21 protein-coding genes are annotated in these 22,201 nt (G+C 37.7%); 4 read left to right on the forward strand and 17 right to left on the reverse strand.

Annotated elements, in window-relative coordinates; genetic code table 11:
* Nucleotides 1-646: 646 nt before the first annotated feature.
* From IGJ66_RS07210 to obgE, 7 genes are all read right to left on the reverse strand, one after another.
* Entirely contained in the window at nucleotides 647-1,159 is a 513-nt protein-coding gene (locus IGJ66_RS07210) for an adenine phosphoribosyltransferase (RefSeq protein WP_067482334.1), read from the reverse strand.
* A gap of 13 nt (nucleotides 1,160-1,172) precedes the next feature.
* Nucleotides 1,173-3,470 carry a single-stranded-DNA-specific exonuclease RecJ gene (gene recJ / locus IGJ66_RS07215; RefSeq protein WP_218657839.1) on the reverse strand — a complete coding sequence of 766 codons (2,298 nt, stop codon included), beginning with the start codon at nucleotides 3,468-3,470 and terminating at the stop codon, nucleotides 1,173-1,175.
* Between the two features lie 470 nt (nucleotides 3,471-3,940).
* Nucleotides 3,941-4,384, reverse strand: coding sequence for a LapA family protein (locus IGJ66_RS07220; protein WP_067482338.1), 444 nt, complete (start codon nucleotides 4,382-4,384; stop codon nucleotides 3,941-3,943).
* 8 nt (nucleotides 4,385-4,392) lie between these two features.
* Nucleotides 4,393-5,181 carry an SDR family NAD(P)-dependent oxidoreductase gene (locus IGJ66_RS07225; protein WP_071868984.1) on the reverse strand — a complete coding sequence of 263 codons (789 nt, stop codon included), beginning with the start codon at nucleotides 5,179-5,181 and terminating at the stop codon, nucleotides 4,393-4,395.
* Complete coding sequence (rnz, locus tag IGJ66_RS07230) at nucleotides 5,178-6,122, reverse strand: ribonuclease Z (RefSeq protein ID WP_067482342.1); 945 nt, start codon at nucleotides 6,120-6,122, stop codon at nucleotides 5,178-5,180. The genes IGJ66_RS07225 and rnz overlap by 4 nt, the downstream gene beginning before the upstream one ends.
* Before the next feature lie 155 nt (nucleotides 6,123-6,277).
* Nucleotides 6,278-6,868, reverse strand: a complete 591-nt coding sequence (locus IGJ66_RS07235) for a DUF1269 domain-containing protein (RefSeq protein ID WP_071868986.1) — start codon at nucleotides 6,866-6,868, stop codon at nucleotides 6,278-6,280.
* A gap of 345 nt (nucleotides 6,869-7,213) precedes the next feature.
* On the reverse strand, nucleotides 7,214-8,527 hold the full coding sequence (gene obgE, locus IGJ66_RS07240; protein ID WP_067482346.1) for a GTPase ObgE: 1,314 nt from the start codon (nucleotides 8,525-8,527) through the stop codon (nucleotides 7,214-7,216).
* 299 nt (nucleotides 8,528-8,826) lie between these two features.
* On the opposite strand from obgE, the gene gap reads away from it, so the two are divergent.
* Nucleotides 8,827-9,837, forward strand: a complete 1,011-nt coding sequence (gap, locus tag IGJ66_RS07245) for a type I glyceraldehyde-3-phosphate dehydrogenase (protein ID WP_067482348.1) — start codon at nucleotides 8,827-8,829, stop codon at nucleotides 9,835-9,837.
* A 106-nt stretch (nucleotides 9,838-9,943) separates the two neighbouring features.
* Here the strand turns inward: gap and IGJ66_RS07250 are convergent, their stop codons facing one another.
* Nucleotides 9,944-10,876, reverse strand: a complete 933-nt coding sequence (locus IGJ66_RS07250; protein WP_071868987.1) for an alpha/beta hydrolase — start codon at nucleotides 10,874-10,876, stop codon at nucleotides 9,944-9,946.
* A 355-nt stretch (nucleotides 10,877-11,231) separates the two neighbouring features.
* Complete coding sequence (locus IGJ66_RS07255) at nucleotides 11,232-12,326, reverse strand: DUF871 domain-containing protein (protein ID WP_067482352.1); 1,095 nt, start codon at nucleotides 12,324-12,326, stop codon at nucleotides 11,232-11,234.
* Between the two features lie 188 nt (nucleotides 12,327-12,514).
* Here IGJ66_RS07255 and IGJ66_RS07260 point away from each other — a divergent pair, with 188 nt between their 5' ends.
* Nucleotides 12,515-13,258: a peptidylprolyl isomerase gene (locus IGJ66_RS07260; protein WP_067482354.1), complete on the forward strand. Its 744-nt coding sequence runs from the start codon at nucleotides 12,515-12,517 to the stop codon at nucleotides 13,256-13,258.
* 75 nt (nucleotides 13,259-13,333) lie between these two features.
* Here IGJ66_RS07260 and fabZ read toward each other — a convergent pair whose 3' ends face one another.
* Nucleotides 13,334-13,774, reverse strand: a complete 441-nt coding sequence (gene fabZ / locus IGJ66_RS07265) for a 3-hydroxyacyl-ACP dehydratase FabZ (protein WP_067482356.1) — start codon at nucleotides 13,772-13,774, stop codon at nucleotides 13,334-13,336.
* 240 nt (nucleotides 13,775-14,014) lie between these two features.
* Here fabZ and fabI point away from each other — a divergent pair, with 240 nt between their 5' ends.
* Complete coding sequence (fabI, locus tag IGJ66_RS07270; protein ID WP_067482358.1) at nucleotides 14,015-14,770, forward strand: enoyl-ACP reductase FabI; 756 nt, start codon at nucleotides 14,015-14,017, stop codon at nucleotides 14,768-14,770.
* Between the two features lie 145 nt (nucleotides 14,771-14,915).
* On the opposite strand, the gene IGJ66_RS07275 is transcribed toward fabI, so the two are convergent.
* Nucleotides 14,916-15,968, reverse strand: a complete 1,053-nt coding sequence (locus IGJ66_RS07275) for a branched-chain amino acid aminotransferase (protein ID WP_071868990.1) — start codon at nucleotides 15,966-15,968, stop codon at nucleotides 14,916-14,918.
* Between the two features lie 113 nt (nucleotides 15,969-16,081).
* Here IGJ66_RS07275 and IGJ66_RS07280 point away from each other — a divergent pair, with 113 nt between their 5' ends.
* On the forward strand, nucleotides 16,082-16,999 hold the full coding sequence (locus tag IGJ66_RS07280; protein ID WP_430616435.1) for a mechanosensitive ion channel family protein: 918 nt from the start codon (nucleotides 16,082-16,084) through the stop codon (nucleotides 16,997-16,999).
* Nucleotides 17,000-17,253: 254 nt separating this feature from the next.
* Here the strand turns inward: IGJ66_RS07280 and IGJ66_RS07285 are convergent, their stop codons facing one another.
* The 6 genes from IGJ66_RS07285 to racE all read right to left on the reverse strand — a co-directional run bounded on the left by IGJ66_RS07285 (nucleotide 17,254) and on the right by racE (nucleotide 22,090).
* Nucleotides 17,254-17,655: a hypothetical protein gene (locus tag IGJ66_RS07285; RefSeq protein ID WP_231885382.1), complete on the reverse strand. Its 402-nt coding sequence runs from the start codon at nucleotides 17,653-17,655 to the stop codon at nucleotides 17,254-17,256.
* Between the two features lie 365 nt (nucleotides 17,656-18,020).
* Entirely contained in the window at nucleotides 18,021-18,599 is a 579-nt protein-coding gene (locus IGJ66_RS07290; protein ID WP_067482364.1) for a lytic polysaccharide monooxygenase, read from the reverse strand.
* Nucleotides 18,600-18,790: 191 nt separating this feature from the next.
* Nucleotides 18,791-19,291 carry a cyclic-di-AMP-binding protein CbpB gene (cbpB, locus tag IGJ66_RS07295; protein ID WP_067482366.1) on the reverse strand — a complete coding sequence of 167 codons (501 nt, stop codon included), beginning with the start codon at nucleotides 19,289-19,291 and terminating at the stop codon, nucleotides 18,791-18,793.
* Nucleotides 19,292-19,402: 111 nt separating this feature from the next.
* Nucleotides 19,403-19,915: a metallophosphoesterase gene (locus tag IGJ66_RS07300; protein WP_429941382.1), complete on the reverse strand. Its 513-nt coding sequence runs from the start codon at nucleotides 19,913-19,915 to the stop codon at nucleotides 19,403-19,405.
* Nucleotides 19,916-21,274 carry a ribonuclease PH gene (gene rph, locus IGJ66_RS07305; RefSeq protein ID WP_430616436.1) on the reverse strand — a complete coding sequence of 453 codons (1,359 nt, stop codon included), beginning with the start codon at nucleotides 21,272-21,274 and terminating at the stop codon, nucleotides 19,916-19,918.
* A 3-nt stretch (nucleotides 21,275-21,277) separates the two neighbouring features.
* Nucleotides 21,278-22,090 (reverse strand): glutamate racemase, encoded by an 813-nt coding sequence (racE, locus tag IGJ66_RS07310; RefSeq protein ID WP_067482372.1) that lies wholly within the window; start codon nucleotides 22,088-22,090, stop codon nucleotides 21,278-21,280.
* Between the last annotated feature and the right edge of the window lie 111 nt (nucleotides 22,091-22,201).

The following is a 22,201-nucleotide window of genomic DNA, read 5'->3' on the forward strand; positions in this document are numbered from 1 at the left end:
TTCCCTTCAACAAACTATTTTACAAATTATTTTCGATGAATGTTTACGCATGTTTTGATCCCAGGTTTCAAAAAATGAGTGAAACAATATCTGTTGTGAATATTAATGGACTCTGCCATGCTGAGCAACCCCCAAATAATGTCAGTAATCCGACATATTTAGGGTGTTTTTTTTGTTCAAAATCCCTTTATTTGAAAGTTTTCATTATTGTAAATGCTCTCTTTAACAACACTCCTCAGTAAACTAGTTAAATTGTCATCAAGTGAAGATTTCCTTTTGCTAGCACTCTTTCTATCCTTACAAAACTATGGACATTCACCTCTATTTTCACTATTCTTAGAAGCAATCAATCAACCTTTTTTAGAGTTTAGCGTGAACTTGTTAAGAAAGTTTCTTATCAAATTTCACACAGGCTTTCTTTTGCCAACTGTTTTTTGCTGAAATGAACGAAAATAGAATGAACTCACAAAAAATGTATCGTTATAATATAAGTGTTATTTATGTATGAAAGAACAAGTTGATTACGAGTCATTTTCTTTTATTTTTTCATTGAACCCAGAATAAAATTATTTAATACATCAAAAAAGATCTTCAGAAAAGATCAGACATTGTGTCTTAGTCATTTCTGAAGATCTACTTTTTTCTATTAGTATTCCATCAACGTAATGATGTCATAGCCCTTAATTTTATCACGGCCATGTAAGTCCATCAATTCAATCAGGAATGCACAACCAACAACTACGCCACCTAATTTTTCAATCAGTTCGATCGTTGCTTTGATTGTTCCGCCAGTTGCTAACAAGTCATCACAAATCAACACACGTTGACCTGGTTGAATCGCATCTTTGTGTAAAGTCAATGTATCTGTTCCATATTCAAGGTCATAAGTTACTTCAATCGTTTCACGAGGCAACTTTCCTTTTTTACGAACTGGTGCAAAACCCACGCCCAACTCATACGCTACTGGACAGCCGACAATGAATCCACGCGCTTCAGGTCCGACAACCATGTCAATCCGTTTTTCCTTTGCATAATCGACGATTTGTTTTGTTGCTTCCCGATATGCATCTCCATCTGCCATTAGCGGTGAGATATCACGAAAAACGATTCCTTTTGACGGATAGTCCGGAATACTGGCAATATAATTTCTTAAATCCACTGTTTGTTTCCTCCTAGGTTGTTAACCATTTCTTAATGGTAGGAATATCACTTAGTAGTAAAAATTCCTCAACTTTAATTTTCTTTAGTCGCTGTTGATACAGAGTGCTTTCAGTCAACGGGTGACTTTCTGGATGGGCGACTTTTTGCAAAACACCATCGTCTATTGTAACAAATTTCAATTCAAAAAACACCTGAATCATAAAAATTAATAATTTTTCTGGAATTTTTAAATACTGAGCGACTGCTTTTGTTTTATAGCGAATATCAACTTTATCTTGTGTTTTAATAAACTGAAACAAGCGAGCATATTGTTCTCTCGAACCAACTCCATTAAGATAAGCTTCCTGTGAAGAAATACCCAATAAATAAACTCGGCTAAACGTTCCCGCATGAAACACAGCTTTCAACTCATCAAGTTCTGTTGGGCAATCCACTAATACAAGCGATTCTGGTTGATTCGTTTCCAGCCAACTCTTCATTTGATCCATTTCTGTAAAAGTAACTATTTGTTCACGAATACTTGGGGAGACCTGTTTTTTAACTGTCTCGTCAAATGCTAGATAACATGTTTTTTCTGGTAATGCTACGTGGTCACGGAATCGTTTTGCACGCCAATCAAACACTTGAAGTCCTTTGACCTCGAAATCAGAAACCAATAATTGTGCTTTTTTTCGACCATTCCATTCATTAACTGAGAGTTTACCAACGATATCAAGTGAATCATTTAACAGTTCATTTTCTTGAGAACCAAATCCAAAAGCAACTGCATCTAGCTGCTCCCCCTCATCTGTTAAAACGAATTTCAAATGTTGTTGATTTGCACCAATCTTTTTTACTTGTGTCGCAGTCACTTGTTTGAATAAAAATTGTGGTACAGGATTATCGGTTCCAAAAGGTGCTAACAATTTCAACTCATCTAATAATGTCAAAGAAGCATCTTTAGGCGAAAGCACCTCATCAATTTTCATCGCTGGTCCTTTCGTCAGATCAATCTGATTTTCTTTCACATACTCATTCATTTTTTCTTGCAACAACTCAATGTTCTCTTGAGGCATAGTCAAACCAACAGCTGCATGATGTCCACCAAAATAAGTAAATAAATCTCTCATTTGATTCAACATTTCATAAAGATTCAAGGCCTCTACACTACGCCCGGAACCCTTGGCAGATCCATCTTCTTTTAAAGTCAGTACAATCGTGGGTTTACCCGTTTCGTTCATAATTTTACCCGCAACGATTCCCAAAACGCCTTCGTGCCAGCCATTATTCGCTAATAAATGGATACTGTTAGCAGGATTTACCATCGCTAATGCTTCTTGAGTAATTTCTTCAACAACGCTTTTACGTTCTTCATTGATTTCATTTAATTTTTTTGCTTGTGTTTGAGCAACTTCTTCGTCAAAGGTCGCCATCAGTTCAACTGCGGGGTTAGGATCACCCATTCGACCAATCGCATTCAAGCGTGGTGCGATGGAAAAACCAATAGTCGTTTCATCAGCATCTTTCATTTTTGCTCCACTTTCAGCAAACAATGCTTGTAAACCAATTCTTTCTGAATGGCGAATAGCATCAATTCCTAGTGAGACTAAACTGCGATTTTCCCCAGTTAGCGACACTAAATCAGCGATTGTTCCAATTGCAACCAAATCTAAAAATTCTGCTGGTGCTTCTTCCAACAAAGCTGTTGCAACTTTGAAAGCCACTCCTACACCTGCTAAATCAGTAAATGGATAATTTCCATCTGGGTGTCGTGGGTGAACGATTGCGAAAGCATCTGGTAACACTGCCGGCATCTCATGGTGATCGGTTACAATAACGTCAACTCCGACACTTTGAGCATAGGCAATTGCTTCATTCCCAGCAACCCCATTATCAACGGTAACAATCAATTGTGTCCCTTGATTAATTTTTTCTTCATAGACAGCTTGGTTCGGTCCATAGCCGTGTTCAAAACGGTTAGGTAAAAAGGCCTCTACTTCTGCCCCTAGTAATTCCAGTGTTTCTTTCATAATTGTCGTACTGGTGATTCCATCGGCATCGTAATCGCCATACACAAGAATCTTTTCGCCACTGATAACTGCCTCTTGGATTCTGCTGATTGCTTTATCCATATCATGCATCAAGTACGGATCATGTAATTGTTGTTCTTTTGGATATAAAAACTGTTTGATTTCTTGTTCTTCCTGATATCCGCGCTGCCAAAGCATTCTGCCAATAAAAGGAGATAAGTTATGGTTATTGATTAGCTGAAAAAAAGCTTCAGGTGGTTCTTCGGCACTTAATTTCCAATCATAATTTGCTTGCTTCACTGTCTCACTCCTAACTTAGTTATTATAGCAAACGAAACCGACAAAAAGAAGAGGTGGAAAAGAAGGTTGTGGCGCAAAACGCTTGGCTCCGACAAGATAGCGCGTAAGCACTCAAAATAGCTTTCCATATTTTGTAGTGAGTGCAAGCTATATCGAGGAGTTGTTTTGGGAACACCGTAAATAAGGTTGTGGTTCCAAGCGGTCAGCTTCGAAAAAATAAAGAGCAACTGCTAAAAATAGACTTTCATATTTTTAAACAGTTGAGAGTTATTGTGAGAAGTTGCTTGGGGAACACCATAAATAAGGTTGTGGTTCCAAACGATCAGCTTCAAGTAATAAGGAAACTTTTCTAAAATGCGAACAAAAGCTTATTTTAGCTTTAGCTAGCACCTAGATGACTTTCCCCTAAACAAGCACAAAAGGAGCGCGACTTCGTCACACTCCTTTTCTAATTCAGTTTGACTAACTGATTAATCAAAATAATTGAAGCTTTGTTGTGGAGATTGAGCTCCGTCTTCTTTGGTGTCACCAGTCTCTTCTAATTGACTGATTTTCACCGTTTTCGCTTGTAGTTCTGCTTGATAAGCGGCCTCTAATTCTGCCCGTTCATTACGAAATTCGCGTTGTTGTTCTTCTTTTGCTGTTTCAATTTTTTGCTGTACGCTACTTTGATATTCAGCAAGTTCCTGTGTTAAGTTTTTGATTTCTTTTTTTTGTTGCCACAAACTAGCTGAAGCTGTTAAAAAGACGATCAAAGCGCCAATCAGTGCTGAACCAATAATAACTAAAATCAATGGCGCTGAAAATGAAGCAAACCCCAGACTCACCGGAACTTGTTCAATGTTGAATACTGCAAATAAAACAATCACTAATACTAAAAGAAACCCTAAAATCACACTGCTTTGTTTTTTCATTTTTTCACCTACTTTTTATTAAAAATTCCCCCAGCTAAATAATCCCCAATGTGTGGGAAAAGCGTATAGAATTTGGCTGCGATTTCCATGATAACCGGTTGGTTGATTTCACGTTTTGGATGACTCATATTCCGCACAATTTGTTTTGCTAACTTCGTTGGGTCTAGTACGATTTGTCCTAAGTTAGCTAAGTATTCTCCGCTTGGATCTGCTTTATCGAAAAATTCTGTAGCAATTGGCCCTGGATTAACAGTCGTGACTGCGACCCCAAATGGTTTTAATTCCAATCTCAACGCATTGGAAAAACCAATCACAGCAAATTTAGTTGCAGAGTAAATCGTTGATTTAGCTGTAGCCATTTTCCCTGCCATTGAGGCTAGATTAATGATGTGCCCACTCTTTCTTTCTGCCATATCGATTGCAAATTTTTGCGTCAAGACCATCATACCTAACACATTAACCTCAAACATATCATAAGCTTTTCCTAAATCAAATTGTAGAAAATCTTCGAAGATGCCAAAGCCAGCATTGTTAACCAATACGTCCACTCGACCAACTTCTGTCATCACTTTTTCATACAGGCTTTCAACGCTTTCTGGATTGCTAACGTCCACTTGAAAAGCATAGGCTTCTTTGCCACTCAACTCTTGACACTTTGCTTTTACTTCTCCAATCAACTGAATCCGTCGAGCACAAGTAATCACGATAGCTCCTTGTCTTGCTGCTTCATAACAGATTTCTGCACCTAATCCCGCAGATCCACCAGTCACCAATACCACTTTATTTGCTAATTTCATGACAGTACCTCCTCGTCTCTAAATGGAATATCAATCACATCGAAATCTTTCATAATCGTTGTGTTTGGAAAAATTTCTTGCGCTTCTTTTTCCAGCTCAAAAGCTGCTTTACCAACATAACGAGCGCTAATATGCGTTAACAACAAACGCGCTGTCTTCGCTTTTGTTGCAACTTCTGCTGCTTGATGAGAAGTTGAATGAAAATAATTATGTGCCATTTTCGCTTCATTTTTGTTAAAGGTACTTTCATGGACTAATACGTCACTATTTTGGGCAAGTTCAACGGCATTAGCCGTCTTTCTTGTGTCGCCTAAAATCGTAACAATCCGCCCTTTTTTATCAGGACCCACGAATTCTTTGCCATTAATGGTTGTACCATCTTCTAGCTGAACTGTTTCTCCGCGCTTCAACTGACCATAAACTGGACCGGCAGGCACACCTAATTCTTTTAAGCGTTCTACTTGCAACTCGCCCTTATGATCCTTTTCGACTACGCGATACCCATAACTATCAATTCCGTGATCTAATTTCTTTGTATACACTGCAAACTGTTGATCTTTAAAGATTGGTTCATCTTCACGTACTTCAATAAATTTCAACGGATAACTTAAACGAGTTTGTGAAACAGATAGTGCTGTCTTAACAAATTGCTCTACCCCTTTTGGACCATAAATTTCTAATGGTGTGTCTCCACCTTGAAATGAACGACTACTAATTAATCCTGGTAACCCAAAAATATGGTCGCCATGTAAATGCGTAATAAAAATCTTTTCGATTTTTCTTGGACGAATATTTGTACGCAAAATTTGCATCTGTGTGCCTTCACCACAATCAAATAACCAAATTTCATTACGTTCATCTAATAGTTTTAATGCGATACTTGTTACATTTCGCTGCTTCGCAGGTACCCCTGCACCTGTCCCTAAAAATTGTAATTCCATAATCTACCTGACTTTCTATGAGTTCCCTCTAATTTTAGGGGAAAATGCACGGATAAGCAACCGAAAAAGACAGAGAAAAGTGCCTCAAGTACACTTTTTCTCTGCCAGAATTCACTTTTTTGTTGGAACTATTCAAAGTGAAAATAAAACAGAACTTATTCTTGTTCGTTTTCATCATCCCTTGATTGATTCTCAACTGGTGGATGTTTTTCACTCCATGTTTTTTGAGCTGCTTCTTTTGTGCTACGTTCAACTTCTTTCGCATCGGCAACATCTTTTTCGACATCATCATAGTCTAGACGGGTAATTTCTCCACCCAGTTCCATCATAACCAATTGGTTCAATGGACGATTATCTTCTTCTTCCGCAATCAAAATCAGACCAGTAGCACCTTCGCCAATTTTATCACCAACAAAGTCAAAAACAGTTTGTGCATTTTGAATTTCTTTCGCGTCTTGAGTTGCTCCAATCATTCCGCCTGCAAACCAGCCAAGTAAAATACCAAGTGGTCCACCTAAGATACCAACGAGCATACCAATCATGCCACCCTTGGAAGACTTATTACTTCCAGTAAAGTCGATAAAATCTTCGACTTTAAATTGGTGTGTTCCATTGGGATCGTGACTGATTACAGCCATTTGTTCGCCCTTAATTTTTCGAGTAGCATGAAACTTTTTGATTTCTGAAAAGGCTTGATAAGCTTGACTCTCCACATCAAAATTTAAAATAATCACTCGTTTGTTCATTTGACTCACTCCTCACTTTTTGCGTTCATTTCATTTTACCTTTGATTTAGCCAGAAATAAAATAATAACCCCTAAAGCAGAAGTGTTTACTTTAAAAAATTAAAAAAACAAAAAAGCGGTGTGTTAAAAGCAGCTTAAATAGAAAAAACGCCTAAAATTCGTTTTTGAAAACGGTGATTTTAGACGCTTTTTAAATTAAAAAATGTATTTGTATTAAGAACAACTGGTATTTTGCTCCAGTTTATTTTTCCTAATGAACGTTGTTTCCAAAGCAACTCTCATTATATCTTGCAATCACCGCAAAATGCTGAGCACTTCTTTCACAGCCTTTTTCACTTCTGTCCTTTATTCAACAAATTCAAACTCGAATTCACCAATCCGAACGATATCGCCGTCTTTAGCACCGCGGGCACGCAATGCTTCATCAACACCCATACCACGTAATTGACGTGCAAAACGCATAACTGTTTCATCGTGATCAAAATTCGTCATTTGGAATAATTTTTCGATTCGCTCACCAGTTAATACCCAAGTAGCATCTGGCTCACGATCAATCTTGAAGTCTGGCCCTTCAGGTGTGAATCCGTAATGAACCGTTTCTTCCTCAATTTCTTCATCGTAAAGAGGAAACTCTGGTGTGACTTCTAGTAAATCGGCAGTTGCATTCAATAACGCATCCAGCCCTTTACGTGTCACTCCAGAAATTGGAAATACTGGAATGTCATCTGCAAATTCATCTGCTTTTTCTTTATTCAATTGCTCTTTGAATTTCACCAAATTTTCTTCTGCATCTGGCATATCCATTTTATTCGCAACAATCAACTGTGGGCGTTCTAATAAGCGCAAATTATAAGTAGACAACTCATGGTTGATCGCTAAATAATCTTCGTAGGGATCTCGCCCTTCCATCCCGCTCATATCAATTACATGTAAAATAACACGAGTACGTTCAATATGACGTAAGAATTGCGTACCTAGACCAACACCTTGTGAAGCTCCTTCAATTAAACCTGGTAAATCAGCTGCCGCAAAGCTTCGACCATCAGTCGTTGTGACCATTCCAAGATTAGGAACTAGCGTAGTAAAGTGATAGGCACCGATTTTTGGTCGTGCAGAAGAAATAACTGAAAGTAATGTTGATTTTCCGACTGAAGGGAAACCCACTAAACCAACATCTGCTAAGACTTTTAATTCCAATTCGATTTTACGTTCTTGTCCTGGTTCACCGTTTTCTGCGATTTCTGGTGCAGGATTACGTGGTGAAGCAAAACGAGTGTTTCCGCGACCACCGCGACCGCCTTTAGCAACTACTAAAGTTTGACCATTTTCAATCAAATCACCTAGTAAAGCACCTGTTTCTGCATCACGTACAGTTGTTCCTTGAGGGACTTTAACGTATGTGTCGTCTGAACCGCGACCATGCATTCCCTTGCTCATTCCATTTTCACCCGGTTGTGCTTTGAAATGACGATTGAAACGAAAGTCCATCAATGTGCGCAAGCCTTCATCGACAACTAAAATAACATCGCCACCGTGACCACCATCACCACCAGCTGGTCCGCCATCAGGAACATACTTTTCTCTACGAAAAGCAACCATTCCATCGCCGCCCTTACCAGCTTTCACATCGATTGTTACTTGATCTAAAAACATGGACATATTCTCGTCCTCCTATTTGTATTTATTTATTTAAATTTCTCGACTACCTGAATTTCCACAATAAACAAAAGTCCTATTTATTTTAGCGATGAAATCACGTTTTGTCTATCTTTTCAGCCAAAACTTTGCTATCTCTTACCATTTTTTGCATTTTTAGCAAATCCAACTGAAATTTTCGGAAAAATCAAGTGAAAAGATAAATTTTTTGACAAATTTTAAATTTAGTAGCAAACTTAAATCGTATTAAGAGAGGTTGCGGCACTTTCACAGCCCTTAAATTAAAGGAGGAACTTTTGATTATGACAGTAAAAGTAGGTATTAATGGATTCGGACGTATTGGACGCTTAGCGTATCGTCGTATCAAAGAAGTATCTGATGACATCGAAGTAGTTGCAATCAACGACTTAACAAGTCCAACTATGTTAGCACAATTATTACAATTCGATTCAACACATGGTACTTATCCTGGAACAGTTACTGCTACAGAAGACTCAATCGTGGTTGATGGGGAAGCAACTCGTGTTTATGCTGAACCTGATGCAAGTAAAATCCCTTGGGTAAAAGAAAACGGAGTAGACATCGTACTAGAATGTACTGGTTTTTATACTTCAGAAGAAAAAGCACAAGCTCACTTGAACGCAGGCGTTAAACGTGTTGTGATCTCTGCCCCAGCTGGCGCAATGAAAACAATCGTTTATAACGTAAATGATGACACTTTAGACGCAAGTGATAAAATCATCTCTGCTGGATCATGTACAACTAACTGCTTGGCACCAATGGCTTATTTCTTAAATAACGAATTTGGTATCGAAGTTGGTACAATGACAACTGTCCATGCTTATACTTCAACACAAATGTTGTTAGATGGACCAGTAAAAGGTGGAAACTTGCGTGCTGCTCGCTCTGCTGCTGACAACACAATTCCTCACTCAACTGGTGCTGCAAAAGCAATCGGTTTAGTTATTCCTGAATTGAACGGCAAATTACAAGGTCATGCTCAACGTGTCCCTGTTGTTGATGGTTCATTAACAGAATTAGTATCAATCTTAAAAACAAAAGTAACTGCTGATGAAGTCAATGAAGCAATTAAAAAGCATACAATTGACAACCCATCATTTGGTTATGATGACCGCGAAATCGTTTCTGGTGATGTAATCGGAACAACTCAAGGTTCAATCTTCGACCCAACACAAACAGAAGTAACTTCAGCTGGTGATTACCAACTTGTTAAAACTGTTGCTTGGTACGATAACGAATATGGCTTCACTTGCCAAATGATTCGTTTATTAGAAAAATTTGCTAACTTATAAGAAATTTTCCAATCAAAATTTCTTACCATACTAAAAAGAGCTGAGACAGATGTCTCGGCTCTTTTTATAGTTATTACACTGAACCACTTGATTCATCATCACATACTTAAAAATACTTCACTAGGAAATCTTTTACTACTTGCTGATATTTTTCTGGGTCAATAGCATATGCCTTAGCATGCTCCGCCCCTTTTACGATATATTTTTCTTTTGGAACATTGGTCGCTTCATAGACTTCATTTAACATTTCAAACGGAACAAACGTATCTTCATCACCATGAATAAAGAGCATTGGCGTTTGGTTTTTCTTCAATTGTTTGACTGCACTTGCTTCATTAAAAGAATAACCTGCTCGAACTTTCGTCATTAAACTAGTCGCAGGCATCAATGGAAATGCCGGTAGATTAAACATGTCTGCTAGTTGGTATGAAAGTTCTTCATTTACAGAAGAATAGCCACAATCCTCAATGATTGCTTTCACATTTTTAGGAAGCTGCTCTCCACTGGTCATCATCACCGTTGCACCACCCATGCTGATTCCATAAAGAGCAATTTCTTCTTGTTTTCCATTTGTTTCAAGAACTTTGTTGATCCACTTTACATAGTCCTTTCTTTCTGGCCAGCCAAATCCAATATAATTTCCTTCACTTTTTCCATGTCCTCGTGCATCTGGGAGTAAGACATTGTAGCCTAAATCATGGAAAATTTTAGCATAGTTTGCCATCGTTTCAGCATCGCCCATATAGCCGTGCGCCGCAATCACTGTCTGGCTACTTGGTTTTGCTGCAGGCAGATAAATCGCAGAAAGTTTTAGTTGATCATCTGATTCGATCGTCCAATGCGTACGATTTTCTTTTGCTTTGAACCACGTTTGCGTTGCAGTTTCTTCTGCCGTTTTTGTAGTGCCAGGTGTATCTTCGCCAATAAAGTCTTTCGGCGCTGGAACGATTGCATAATTATAAAAATAATTTGCTGCAAAACCTAACCCAATCGTTACTATCAGGATCACGCCAATACTAATTTTCACCCAAAGTTTCATGTTCTCCACTTTTCTCCTATCACTTAAATTAAAAATAAATCACTGAACGAATAAATTTAATCCTAAGTATAATCAATGTTTTTGTTTGATGCAAATTGATTCGATAAATAAAAAGGACCAAGACATTTACGTGTCCTGATCCTTTTTGAAGTACTTGATGGTAAAAAGCTATTTTTGAAAGCTTACTTACCTCTTTTAATTTATTGCTTGAAGTTGACCGCTTGGAACCACAACCTTATTCACGGTGTTCCCCAATCAACTCTTCGACATAGCTCACAGTCACTTCAAAATATGAAATGCTATTTTGAGTGTCTGCTCGCTATCTTTTCGGAGCTAATCGCTTGGTGCCACAACCTTACTTCACATTTTCAATCAATTTAAAGCTTGACCAAGGTTTCAAGAAATCAAGCAAGAATAATTCATCTGCTGAAATTCGGCCGACTACATTTACACGACCGTCATTTTTCATTTCTTTCAAAGCAATTTGTGTTTCACCTTTGTACTGACCGTAGCCAACATTATCAATCAAAACATCTCCGTGAGCCATGTCACGAGTGTTATGAGCTGGGAAAGGTTTATCTTTGTAATAAACACGAGTCATTGTCGAACGTAAAATATATTCTGAACGATCTCCTCGATAACTGTGTAAGTTATCAAACAAGCAAATACGTTCGTCTTCGGTAATGCCTTCTTCTACATCGACTTTTAATGTTGGATAATCTGCATTGAAAGCTTCTGCCATTGCTTTTAATTCTTCCTCACTTGCATAAGCGTTCCCAACAGAAATATCATCAATCAAGCCAGTTAACATCAAATGTTTTACTTGCGTTGAAATTTCTAAATCACGATGGTCTTCTAATGAACACAACCCATCTTGTGTTGGCCATGGACCAAAAGTGGCAACTTGTGAATTCACAAATGCCATCGTATTCAAATTATATTTTCTGAATTTTTCTGAACAATAAACAAAGTGATCGTAACTCAAACCAGAATAGCGATGTGGGTAAAAGTTATGAGATCCCAATAAATTATTTGTGTTTGGTGAATAACTCATGATGTTATCCACGTAGTTTGTTCCAGAACTCATATTGATTTCAATTTTGATTCCATATGGGTTACGTGTCATCTTCGCTTCTTCTGCACCCGTAAAACCAATATCTAAACGTACGCCATAAGCGCCCATTTCATCAAAGAATGATAAATCATCATAAGAAATCTCAAGTTGTTCAAATAAGGCAGGATTGATATCTACCATTACTTCCATTCCTAAGCTATTCGCATAGTCGACTACTTTTGTAAATTCGGCTAATACTTGCTCTTTGTTATCATTCACTTGTAGCAAGCTTGTAAACACACGTTTAAATCCATATTTATGTGCTAAATCTAAATATGCTTTATCCTTTTCAAATGTTGAGCGTTCTGGGTAAATCGAAACTCCAAGTTTTCCCATAATCCTATTGCCTCCTAGCGGTTTGCTTTTTTGTATCCACTTACATTATAACAAACATGATACAAATGGTCTACACCTTTTACCAAGGCTTTCAAAAAGAAAAATCGCTTGCTAATTTTCATTAGGTTTTTGTTCAAGAGTTTGCTATCATAAATGTAGACTATTTTTAACGAAGAAAGGATCCAGATATGAAAAAGAAAAAATTAATGTTAACTCTTGGACTGGCTGCAGCTCTACTCGTTGTTGCAGGCTGTTCAACCAATCAAACAACTACTTCAAGCACGAAAGCAAGTACTGCAGAAAGCACGACTGAAAGTAGCGTTGACCTCAACGCTTTGGAATTACCCCAATTAACGAACGAAGTTGCTGCAAATGAATCATTAGTCGAAATGACCACTAGTGAAGGAACAATCAAAATCAAATTGTTCCCTGAATTAGCACCAAAAGCAGTTGAAAATTTTATGACGCACGCCAAAGATGGTTACTATGATGGCTTAACTTTCCATCGAGTGATCAAAGACTTCATGATTCAAGGTGGCGATCCAAAAGGTGATGGCACTGGTGGTGAAAGTATTTGGGGAGAAGGATTTGAAACAGAAGTTTCGAATCAGTTGTACAATATTCGTGGTGCACTTTCAATGGCACGTTCACAAGATCCAAACAGTAATGGTAGCCAATTCTTTATCGTTCAAAATTCTGATGACGTACACGACGGCTTACTAAAAGATGATTACCCTCGCGCAATTATCGATGCGTATAAAAATGGTGGTTATCCAAGTTTAGATGGCCAATATACCGTCTTCGGACAAGTAATCGAAGGAATGGACGTCGTTGATAAAATCGCGCAAGTTGAAACTGACAGCAATGACAAACCAACAACTGACGTAAAAATCGAAAGTATCAAAGTTTTACAAGAAGCTGAAACAAAATAAATCATTAAAAAGAGGAGAAGACTTTTCTGATAAGTCTTCTCCTCTTTTGCTTTGCCTAAATTAAAAAATTAAGTATTAAGCATCTTGGTTTACGATAAAAGTAAATTCACATTCGCAAACTTTTTTGTCATCAACGTATGCCGCTGAAAGTGCAGTACCCACAGCTCCCTTTAATTTTGTGATTTCAAAGTGACACTTCATTACATCACCTGGTACAACTTTTTGACGGAATTTTGCTTTATTGATTCCCCCAATGTAGGCACGTTTCCCTAAAAATTCTTCTGATTTCAAAATTAAAATTGAACCAGCTTGCGCCAAAGTTTCTAAAATCAAGGCTCCCGGCATCACTGGATTATCTGGAAAATGACCTTGGAAAAAATCTTCATTGATTGTGACATTTTTCGTCGCAACGATCTTCTTTCCTGGCTCTAATGTGTCCACGTAATCAATATAACAAATCGGGTAGCGATTAGGAATCAAATCCATAACTTCTGTAGCAGATAAAACATAAGACATATATATGCTCCTTCTTTCATTTCAGGCAAATGCCAATTCATTTATTACTTTGATTATCAAAGTATCATATTCCTAATTATTTAGCAATCTTTTTTTTAATATCAAAAAAATAGTTTGACAATCAAAGCATTTTGCCTAATAATAAGAAATCAAGGAAGTTATTTTCTTTTAAGCACTTATCTTTTTATTTTATTTTTTTACTAGACAACGAAATTTTTCGCGAAACAAAGGAGAGTCAATATGTCATTTTTAAAAGGAAAAAAAATCGTCATTATGGGCGTCGCAAACAAAAAGAGTATTGCGTGGGGCTGTGCCGAAGCTATGCAAAAACAAGGAGCAGAAATCATCTATACTTATCAAAATGAACGCATGAAAAAATCTTTACTAAAATTAGTTGGTGAAGATGCTTTTACTGTCGAGTGTGATGTCGCTAGTGACGAGAGTATCGAGCAAGCAATGGACGCTATCGGCGCTTACGCTGGTGAGATTCACGGACTTGTTCACGCAATCGCTTATGCAAATAAAGAAGAATTATCAGGAAATGTTTCAGATATCTCTAGAGATGGTTATCAATTAGCACAAGATATCAGTAGCTATTCCCTAATCGCTGTCACAAAATATGCGCAAAAATATTTGGCACAAAACAGCGGAATCGTCAGCATGTCTTATCTTGGATCTGAACGTGCAATTCCAAACTACAACATGATGGGAATCGCTAAAGCATCACTTGAAGCAGCCATTCGTTACTTGGCTGCAGAACTTTCACCAAAAGGTATCCGTGTCAACGGAATTTCTGCTGGTGCAATTAAAACTTTAGCTGTGACAGGCGTCAAAGATTACCAAAAACTAATTCAACTATCTGAATCACGTACACCAGATCAACAAGGTGTCACAATTGAAGAAGTCGGCAATGCTTGCGCGTTCTTGATTAGTCCACTTTCAAGCGGTATGATTGGTGATATCGTTTATGTGGACAAAGGTGTTCACTTATCATAAAAATCGTTAGCATTATTTAGAAACAACTGATAAAAAAGCGGTTGGCGCTGATGCGTCACCCGCTTTTTTTCACCTACTATTTGATTGAGTAACAACAAAAGAAGCTGGAAAATAACTCTCCAGCTTCTTTGTATTTTTCTTTGTGCTAGTCCACTACTTGGATCCAACCCTCAGGTGCTTCTACGTCACCAAATTGAATGCCAGTTAATTCGTCATATAAACGTTTAGTTACAGGCCCCACTTCAGTTTCACTGTAGAAAACATGGAGTTGATTATCATGATAGATTCCGCCAATTGGTGAAATAACTGCCGCAGTCCCACACGCACCTGCTTCTGCAAATTCATCAAGCTTGTCAATGAAGACATCTCCTTCGATGGCATCCATCCCTAAACGTTCTTCAGCAAGCTGCAGCAACGAATATTTGGTGATACTTGGTAAAATAGATGGTGATTGTGGTGTGATGAATTTTCCATCTTTTGTAATTCCAAAGAAATTTGCCGCGCCAACTTCTTCAATTTTTGTATGCGTCGCTGGATCTAAGTACACACAATCAGAATAGTCTAATTCATGTGCTTGTGTTCCAGGTAATAAGCTAGCTGCATAGTTCCCGCCCACTTTAGCTGCTCCTGTTCCTTTTGGTGCAGCACGATCGTAATCGGAAACGATAAAGTTCGTTGGTTTTAATCCACCTTTGAAATAAGCACCAACAGGCGTACAGAAGACAACAAATAAATATTCTGGTGCTGGGTGCACACCAATATTTTCTCCTACACCAATCAATAAAGGTCGCAGGTATAACGTTGCACCTGTCCCATAAGGTGGTACGAATTCCTCGTTCGCTTTGACAACTTCCTTGACTGCATCCACAAACATTTCTTCCGGAACCATTGGCATCAATAAGCGACGTGCACTTTGGTTCATTCGGCGACTATTTTGTTCAGGACGAAATAGATTGATTTTTCCATCTTTTCGACGATACGCTTTTAATCCTTCAAAACATTGTTGCCCGTAATGTAACGCAGGTGATCCTTCGTGAATCGTTAAGTAATTATCTTCTGTTAACTCACCTTTGCTCCATTCTCCATCTTTCCATTTAGCAATGTAGCGCCAAGGTGTTTTGATATATGAAAACCCAAGATTATTCCAATCTATTTGCATATTCGTGTCCCCTTCATGTTTTTCTCCATATTTTACCATTCGCTTAGTTGTTTGTCATTTTTATTTTGAAAAACACTTTTTCTCTTCCATTTTCTTTTTTTCTACTTCTTGATACAATGTTACAAAGAACGAGTGAAAGAAAAGAGGATTCTATGTATTTAGCACAAATAACAGAAACAAAAACATCATCAAGTGAAACAATTACCGACCAAGCTGTCCAGCAAGTAAATGCTTTCCAACGATTTTGGAATGAGATTGATTGGGACGCGATCCTTGCAACGTTTATCGAGAAAACACTTTATCTGATTTTTCTAGTAATTCTTTTTAGTGTTTTGAGCAAAATTGGAAAATACTTACTTGATAAGTCATTTAGCCAATATTCCAAAAAAGCCAGTTTGAACGAGAGTCGTTTAAAAACTCTCCACAGTTTACTTCATACAATTTTCCATTATACACTTGGCTTCTTCTTTATCTATGCGTTGTTGTCCGTCATCGGTGTGCCGATTGGTTCCTTATTGGCGGGTGCCGGAATCGCCGGGGTTGCCATTGGTTTAGGTGCACAAGGCTTCATGAATGATATGATTACCGGTTTTTTTATCATCATGGAGCAGCAAATGGATGTTGGTGATTATATCCAGTTAGCAAATTTGTCCATTGAAGGCACTGTTGTTTCCGTGGGGATTCGTACGTTACAGTTAAAAGCAACAGATGGAACTGTTCACTATATTCCCAATCGAAATATCACCACGATTAGTAATTTATCACGGGCAAATATGTTAGTTCGTTTAGATATCCGAATCGTCCCTGAAGAAGATTATGATAAAATTCAAGCTGTGATTCAGCAAGTCAATCAACAGCTGGCAGAAAAATATCAAAATGAGTTGCAAACTGAGCCAACGATTTTCGGACTTGTTGATTTAGGTAATAGTAACTTTGCGATTCGAACAATTTGTTACGCACTAAACGGCAAACAACATGTCTTAAAAGAGGAATTCCTTAGTGCATATGTTCAAGCATTGACGACAGCTGGATTTACGATTCCGAATACGCCAGTCGGAACGGTGGGTTAAACATTAACAAATGGGCTCCTGTCATCCATAAAAGAATTCCAAATTCATTTGTGCATTGAATAAAAAGCTCGTTTTATTTCATTTAGTTTTTAGAAAATGAATGCAAGAACTATTTGTTGCTACACGAGTAAATACTATCCGTGTAGCAACAGAAAAAAGGAGAAAAAGAGTAGCTACTCTTTTTCTCCTTTTTTCTATGATTTCTCCATACATCGAGTGTGACACATACTTCGTATAACAGCTTAATTCAACAATCAGTTTACATTTTTATTTATTTCGGCTCTTAGTTCAAATGCTGAAATATAATCCATAAAATAGCTGTCTTTTTTTTCAACATTTTTCGGTGAAATACCAGAAAGAATTTTAGCATCAAATCCTAGCAGAGAACTATTTGTTTCAACCATACCAACTGATTCATCAAGAAAAATATATATTCGCTTATCTTGTAGGAAAGGATCTGTCACACTTTGAATAAAGTATGGGTGCTGATAATAGTTTCTACTTTTTTCATTGTCTATTACAAAGAAAAGTTTGAGTGAAACGCCTTTTGATTTATCAAAGTGGATTGAATGAATGAGATTGTTTTCTAATAATTCAATCCGTTTTTGCGGAAGAAAATCAATTGGTTTTTCTTCCAGATCAACAAGTTGTTTCAAAATATCGCTTGTTTTTTTTCGATTATCAACATAGATAAACGAGTCTTGGTGCTTTATAAGTAAATCTGAAAAGTCTAACAACTATTTTTCCCTTCTCTAGCTAATAGTTAATATCTCTTGATTAACAATACTAGTAAAAATCATTTTTCTTCATTGATTGATTACTACAGTTAAAATTATTTTTTATAGTTAATAGCTTCATATTTTTTGATATCAACCAAATACAAGTATACCAAAAAAAGAGTCAAAAACAGAAAAGTTTCGGACTCTTAAATGATAAAAAGAAATTATAACTTATGTACCATCCCTCCAAAGCTAGACTTTGAAATCAGGCACAATTTGTAACCTCTTTTTGTATTCATTTTTTATTGAACATTTACGTCCATGACTTGATAGAAAGCATTTACTGTATCACTAATATTCCAAACGGCTAGAATAAGGTGATAACCATTGCGGTTTTGTGGAACAGAGATAGTATGATTAACCAATTTTGGTGGTACTGTTGCATTGTCATTTACTTGACCAATTTGTTCGAAATCGCTAAATTTTAATGGCTGATTAGGATTCCAGCCTGGTTTAGTCATGTAATAATCCCAAGTACTTGTTCGATGCTGTGCAGTTAATGTCCAAGAAACATTTAATGAACCTGTATTGATTTGACTCTTATGCCAACGAGTCGCTGTTTGTTCATCTAAAGGCTCAAAACCTGTCACACCAGCACTTGCGATTTTTCCGTCGATAAATGTATTTTTCAATGCTTCAATACTTTGTGGTTCCCACTGTGCACGACCAACGTTTTGATTCAAGTTCCCCGCAGCTGCTGTTCCAAAATAGGCACGACTACCAGGTTGTGTCACATAGCCATGTGCAAACCCAGGAAGACTAAAACCAAATAATCCAATCCCGACCAAAACCAACAATAAAACTTTACCAAGCTTTTTCATAAATGAACCTCCTCTGATTTGATAGTTACATTGTAACCGCTTACTTTCGTTTTGGAAATAAATATGCTTGGCAGTTTGGTTATTAAGTTGCACAACAAAAAAAACAGACAGTGACAAAAACCTTTGTCCTGTCTGCCTTCAATCAACCATTTCACATTTAAAATAACCAATAAAATAAAATGATTGTTTTTTTAATTTAACAGATTGATTGTTTCTTTTAGTCCTTCAGTTTTAGAAGTCAAAATATTTCGTCTCTCTAATTCATGGACCATGAAATTCACCGCTTTTAATAGTTCTTTTCGCGTGATGATTCCTTTAAAAACTTTTTCTTCTGTGACAACGGGTAGAAAAGGTGAATTAACTAACAAATGCAACACATCTTCTAGCTCCCAGTTTTCGTCAACTGTCGTAACGCCAACTTCCATCACATCTGCGACCGTCAAGCCCTCTAATGGTTCCATGCTGATATTTTGCAAATCCAACATTTTATTCACTACATCAGATAAACTAATCAATCCGACAAAGCGATCGTTTTTGTCCAAAACAGGAATTTTTGAATATCCGACTTTCGACAAAACAAGTAAGCCATGAGAAAGCGGGTGTTGATAAAGGACATTTGCTACGTTTTCTGCAGGAATCAAAAATGTGTCTTGATTTTCCAACAGCAGTTCTCTTACTACAGGTCCAATCATCGAGTGGCCTCCATTCTTATTTGTTCAACAACTTTATTTTACCGAAACCGGATGCAAAATCCATAAAGAAATGATGAATTTTTAGCAAAAATTAGAAATTAATCCATAAAATCAGCGAGAAAAGTGAAAAACTAATTCTTCTACTGGTTGATGTGCGCGATTATAATAGTGCACATTGATCTCATCGGCTAAACTTTCAATGAGTGCATACGATGGAATTTGAATGGGTCCGCGTGGTTGTGAAATACTACCGGGATTTAAAAATAAAATGCCATTTTCCACCTCACAACCAATCTGATGTGTGTGACCAAAAAATGCCATATTGGCTTCTACTGATTGAGCTTCTAGAGCTAACTGAGTCAAATCAAAACGAACGTTCGACAGATGTCCATGGGTAAGATAAATGGTGTCACGACCAGTATTGATGACCTTCTTTGCTTCAAACCCTGGACCGTAATCACAGTTTCCTTGGACAACCTGAAAATTTTCCCACAATGAATCGTCTGCAGGTAATTCTGAATCTCCACAATGAAAGAAAAAGTCAACTTCTGAACGATAGCGTTTGACTAAATCCACCAAAATATCACGGTCACCATGATTATCACTTACAACTAAATAGCGCATTTATTTTGCTCCTTCCAACCACTGTTGCCATTTTTGGCTCAATTTTTTCATTGCTTGTCCGCGATGACTCATTTGATTTTTTTCCTCGCTAGACATTTCCGCAGCTGTTTGCGTTGAACCGTCTGGAATGAACAACGGATCATAGCCAAATCCATTTTCTCCCTCAGGAATTCTAGCAATTTTCCCGGGCCACTCTGCTTCCACCACCAAACTATCTTTATCAGGTGCTGCAAAGACTAATGTGCAATGAAATTGTGCTGTTCGTTGTTCATTGGGGACATCTGTTAACTCATGCAATAATTTTGCATTGTTTCCTGCATCACTTTTTGGTTCTCCTGCAAAACGTGCGGAATAAACACCTGGCATCCCACCTAATGCATCGACTTTCAAACCAGAATCATCTGCTAATACAGGCTGCTTTAAAATCTGTGCAATTGTTTCAGCTTTTAAGCGAGCATTTTCTTCAAAGGTTTTCCCCGTTTCTTCTACATCTGGTATTTCAGGATAGTCAAACAAGGTTTTGACTGCATATCCTTCTTTGCCAAACATTTGGCGGAATTCTTCCGCTTTTCCGGGATTTTTTGTTGCAATGACGATTGTTTTTGCTACTTCTGGCGTTTGACTTGCTTCAGTTGAAAGTTCAGTCAACAACGCATGCTTTTGCTCTGCAATCAGCTGTTCGATTGCTGATTTCCCATAAAAAAGCATGTCATTTAATTGTTCACCATCAAAAGTTGCCTCTTCACCCGTTCCTTGAATTTCCACAAATTTGCCAGATTCAGTCATTACTAGATTCATATCAACTAACGCTGCAGAATCTTCTTCGTAATCTAAATCTGCTACGCATTGACCATCAGGCAAGATTCCTACACTAATGGCAGCCAAGTGTTCTTTCAAGGGATCTTCTGTCACTTCTTTTTCTCTGACCAGTTTCTCAACCGCTAATGTTAAAGCGACAAAAGCACCTGTAATACTTGCTGTGCGTGTTCCGCCGTCAGCTTGAACCACATCACAATCAACGATGATGCTTCTTTCACCTAATTTTTCCAAATCGACGACTGCGCGCAAAGAGCGGCCAATTAATCGTTGGATTTCCATCGTTCGACCAGTTAATTTTCCTTTACTGCTCTCACGACGATTTCTAGTATTTGTTGCTCGAGGAAGCATGCTGTATTCTGCAGTGACCCAACCTGTACCAGTTCCTCGCAAAAACGGCGGAACAGAAGCTTCAATTGTCGCAGAACAAATCACTTCTGTGTCACCAAAACTGATGACCACTGATCCTTCGGGGTGTTTGAATACATTGGTACGAATATCAATTTTTCTTAATTCTTGTGCTTTTCTTCCATCATGACGCATGCGCTATTTTCCTCCTAATTCGATATGTTCCACTTCTAACTCATCAAGCGGTAACCAGTCTTGGGCAATTTCTTTAAACAATTTAGGTGAGCCTGTTGTGTAAAACTTGCTGATTGTTCGTCCTGGAACGGGCGCGTTACTGATTTCAAAATAATCGAGTAACATAGAAACTTCTCCAACAGTCTCTGCACCTGAGTCGATCAAAGTCACACTTTCTCCCATTACATTTTGAATGATTGGGCGTAACAATGGATAGTGAGTACAACCCAAAATAAGTGTATCTAACTTTTTGGTTAGCAGTGGTGCTAAAGTTTCTGCTACGATTTTCTTTGCAACAGAGGAATGATACTCATTACTTTCCACCACTGAAACAAACTTTGGACAAGGTAAGCTACTAACGGTCAATTCCGGTGCTTTTTCTTTGAGTGCTGATTCATAGGCACCACTTTTAACCGTACCTAATGTTGCAATCACTCCTACTTGTTGATTTTTCGTTGCTTTTAAAGCAGCACGCGTTCCCGGAAGGATAACTCCAATTACAGGAATAGGCAATGTCGCTTTGATTTCTTCTAGAGCCACTGAAGTTGCAGTGTTACAAGCGATCACAAGCATTTTGATTCCTTGATCGACCAAATAGTTAGTCATTTCCCAAGTAAATTGAATCACTTGTTCTGCAGGTCGCGGACCATATGGACAACGCGCAGTATCTCCTACATATAAAATATTTTCATTTGGCAATTGCTTCAGTGCTTCTTTGACAACTGTAAGGCCGCCAACACCTGAATCAATAAAACCTATTGGGCGATTATCTGACAATGGAACCCATCCTTTTTTTTGATTTCATTCTATCTGTCTATTGTGGACTTTTTGGTACAATTTTTCAAGTCTTGAACTTCTTACAAAGCTTGCTTATCACTCTTCTTTTAC

Origin of the sequence: Enterococcus sp. DIV0176 (assembly GCF_050528535.1) — a bacterium.
GTDB lineage: Bacteria > Bacillota > Bacilli > Lactobacillales > Enterococcaceae > Enterococcus_B > Enterococcus_B thailandicus.

What these genes read in the sequence shown, in the direction of transcription:
- gap (WP_067482348.1), top strand. Translation starts at nt 8,827, where the DNA reads ATGACAGTAAAAGTAGGTATTAATGGATTCGGACGTATTGGACGCTTA.
- IGJ66_RS07250 (WP_071868987.1), bottom strand. Translation starts at nt 10,876, where the DNA reads ATGAAACTTTGGGTGAAAATTAGTATTGGCGTGATCCTGATAGTAACG.
- cbpB (WP_067482366.1), bottom strand. Translation starts at nt 19,291, where the DNA reads ATGATTGGACCTGTAGTAAGAGAACTGCTGTTGGAAAATCAAGACACA.
- IGJ66_RS07275 (WP_071868990.1), bottom strand. Translation starts at nt 15,968, where the DNA reads ATGGTAAAATATGGAGAAAAACATGAAGGGGACACGAATATGCAAATA.
- fabI (WP_067482358.1), top strand. Translation starts at nt 14,015, where the DNA reads ATGTCATTTTTAAAAGGAAAAAAAATCGTCATTATGGGCGTCGCAAAC.
- rph (WP_430616436.1), bottom strand. Translation starts at nt 21,274, where the DNA reads ATGCGTCATGATGGAAGAAAAGCACAAGAATTAAGAAAAATTGATATT.
- IGJ66_RS07260 (WP_067482354.1), top strand. Translation starts at nt 12,515, where the DNA reads ATGAAAAAGAAAAAATTAATGTTAACTCTTGGACTGGCTGCAGCTCTA.
- IGJ66_RS07220 (WP_067482338.1), bottom strand. Translation starts at nt 4,384, where the DNA reads ATGAAAAAACAAAGCAGTGTGATTTTAGGGTTTCTTTTAGTATTAGTG.
- IGJ66_RS07300 (WP_429941382.1), bottom strand. Translation starts at nt 19,915, where the DNA reads ATGCGCTATTTAGTTGTAAGTGATAATCATGGTGACCGTGATATTTTG.
- rnz (WP_067482342.1), bottom strand. Translation starts at nt 6,122, where the DNA reads ATGGAATTACAATTTTTAGGGACAGGTGCAGGGGTACCTGCGAAGCAG.
- fabZ (WP_067482356.1), bottom strand. Translation starts at nt 13,774, where the DNA reads ATGTCTTATGTTTTATCTGCTACAGAAGTTATGGATTTGATTCCTAAT.
- IGJ66_RS07290 (WP_067482364.1), bottom strand. Translation starts at nt 18,599, where the DNA reads ATGAAAAAGCTTGGTAAAGTTTTATTGTTGGTTTTGGTCGGGATTGGA.
- obgE (WP_067482346.1), bottom strand. Translation starts at nt 8,527, where the DNA reads ATGTCCATGTTTTTAGATCAAGTAACAATCGATGTGAAAGCTGGTAAG.
- IGJ66_RS07225 (WP_071868984.1), bottom strand. Translation starts at nt 5,181, where the DNA reads ATGAAATTAGCAAATAAAGTGGTATTGGTGACTGGTGGATCTGCGGGA.
- IGJ66_RS07255 (WP_067482352.1), bottom strand. Translation starts at nt 12,326, where the DNA reads ATGGGAAAACTTGGAGTTTCGATTTACCCAGAACGCTCAACATTTGAA.
- IGJ66_RS07235 (WP_071868986.1), bottom strand. Translation starts at nt 6,868, where the DNA reads ATGAACAAACGAGTGATTATTTTAAATTTTGATGTGGAGAGTCAAGCT.
- IGJ66_RS07280 (WP_430616435.1), top strand. Translation starts at nt 16,082, where the DNA reads ATGTATTTAGCACAAATAACAGAAACAAAAACATCATCAAGTGAAACA.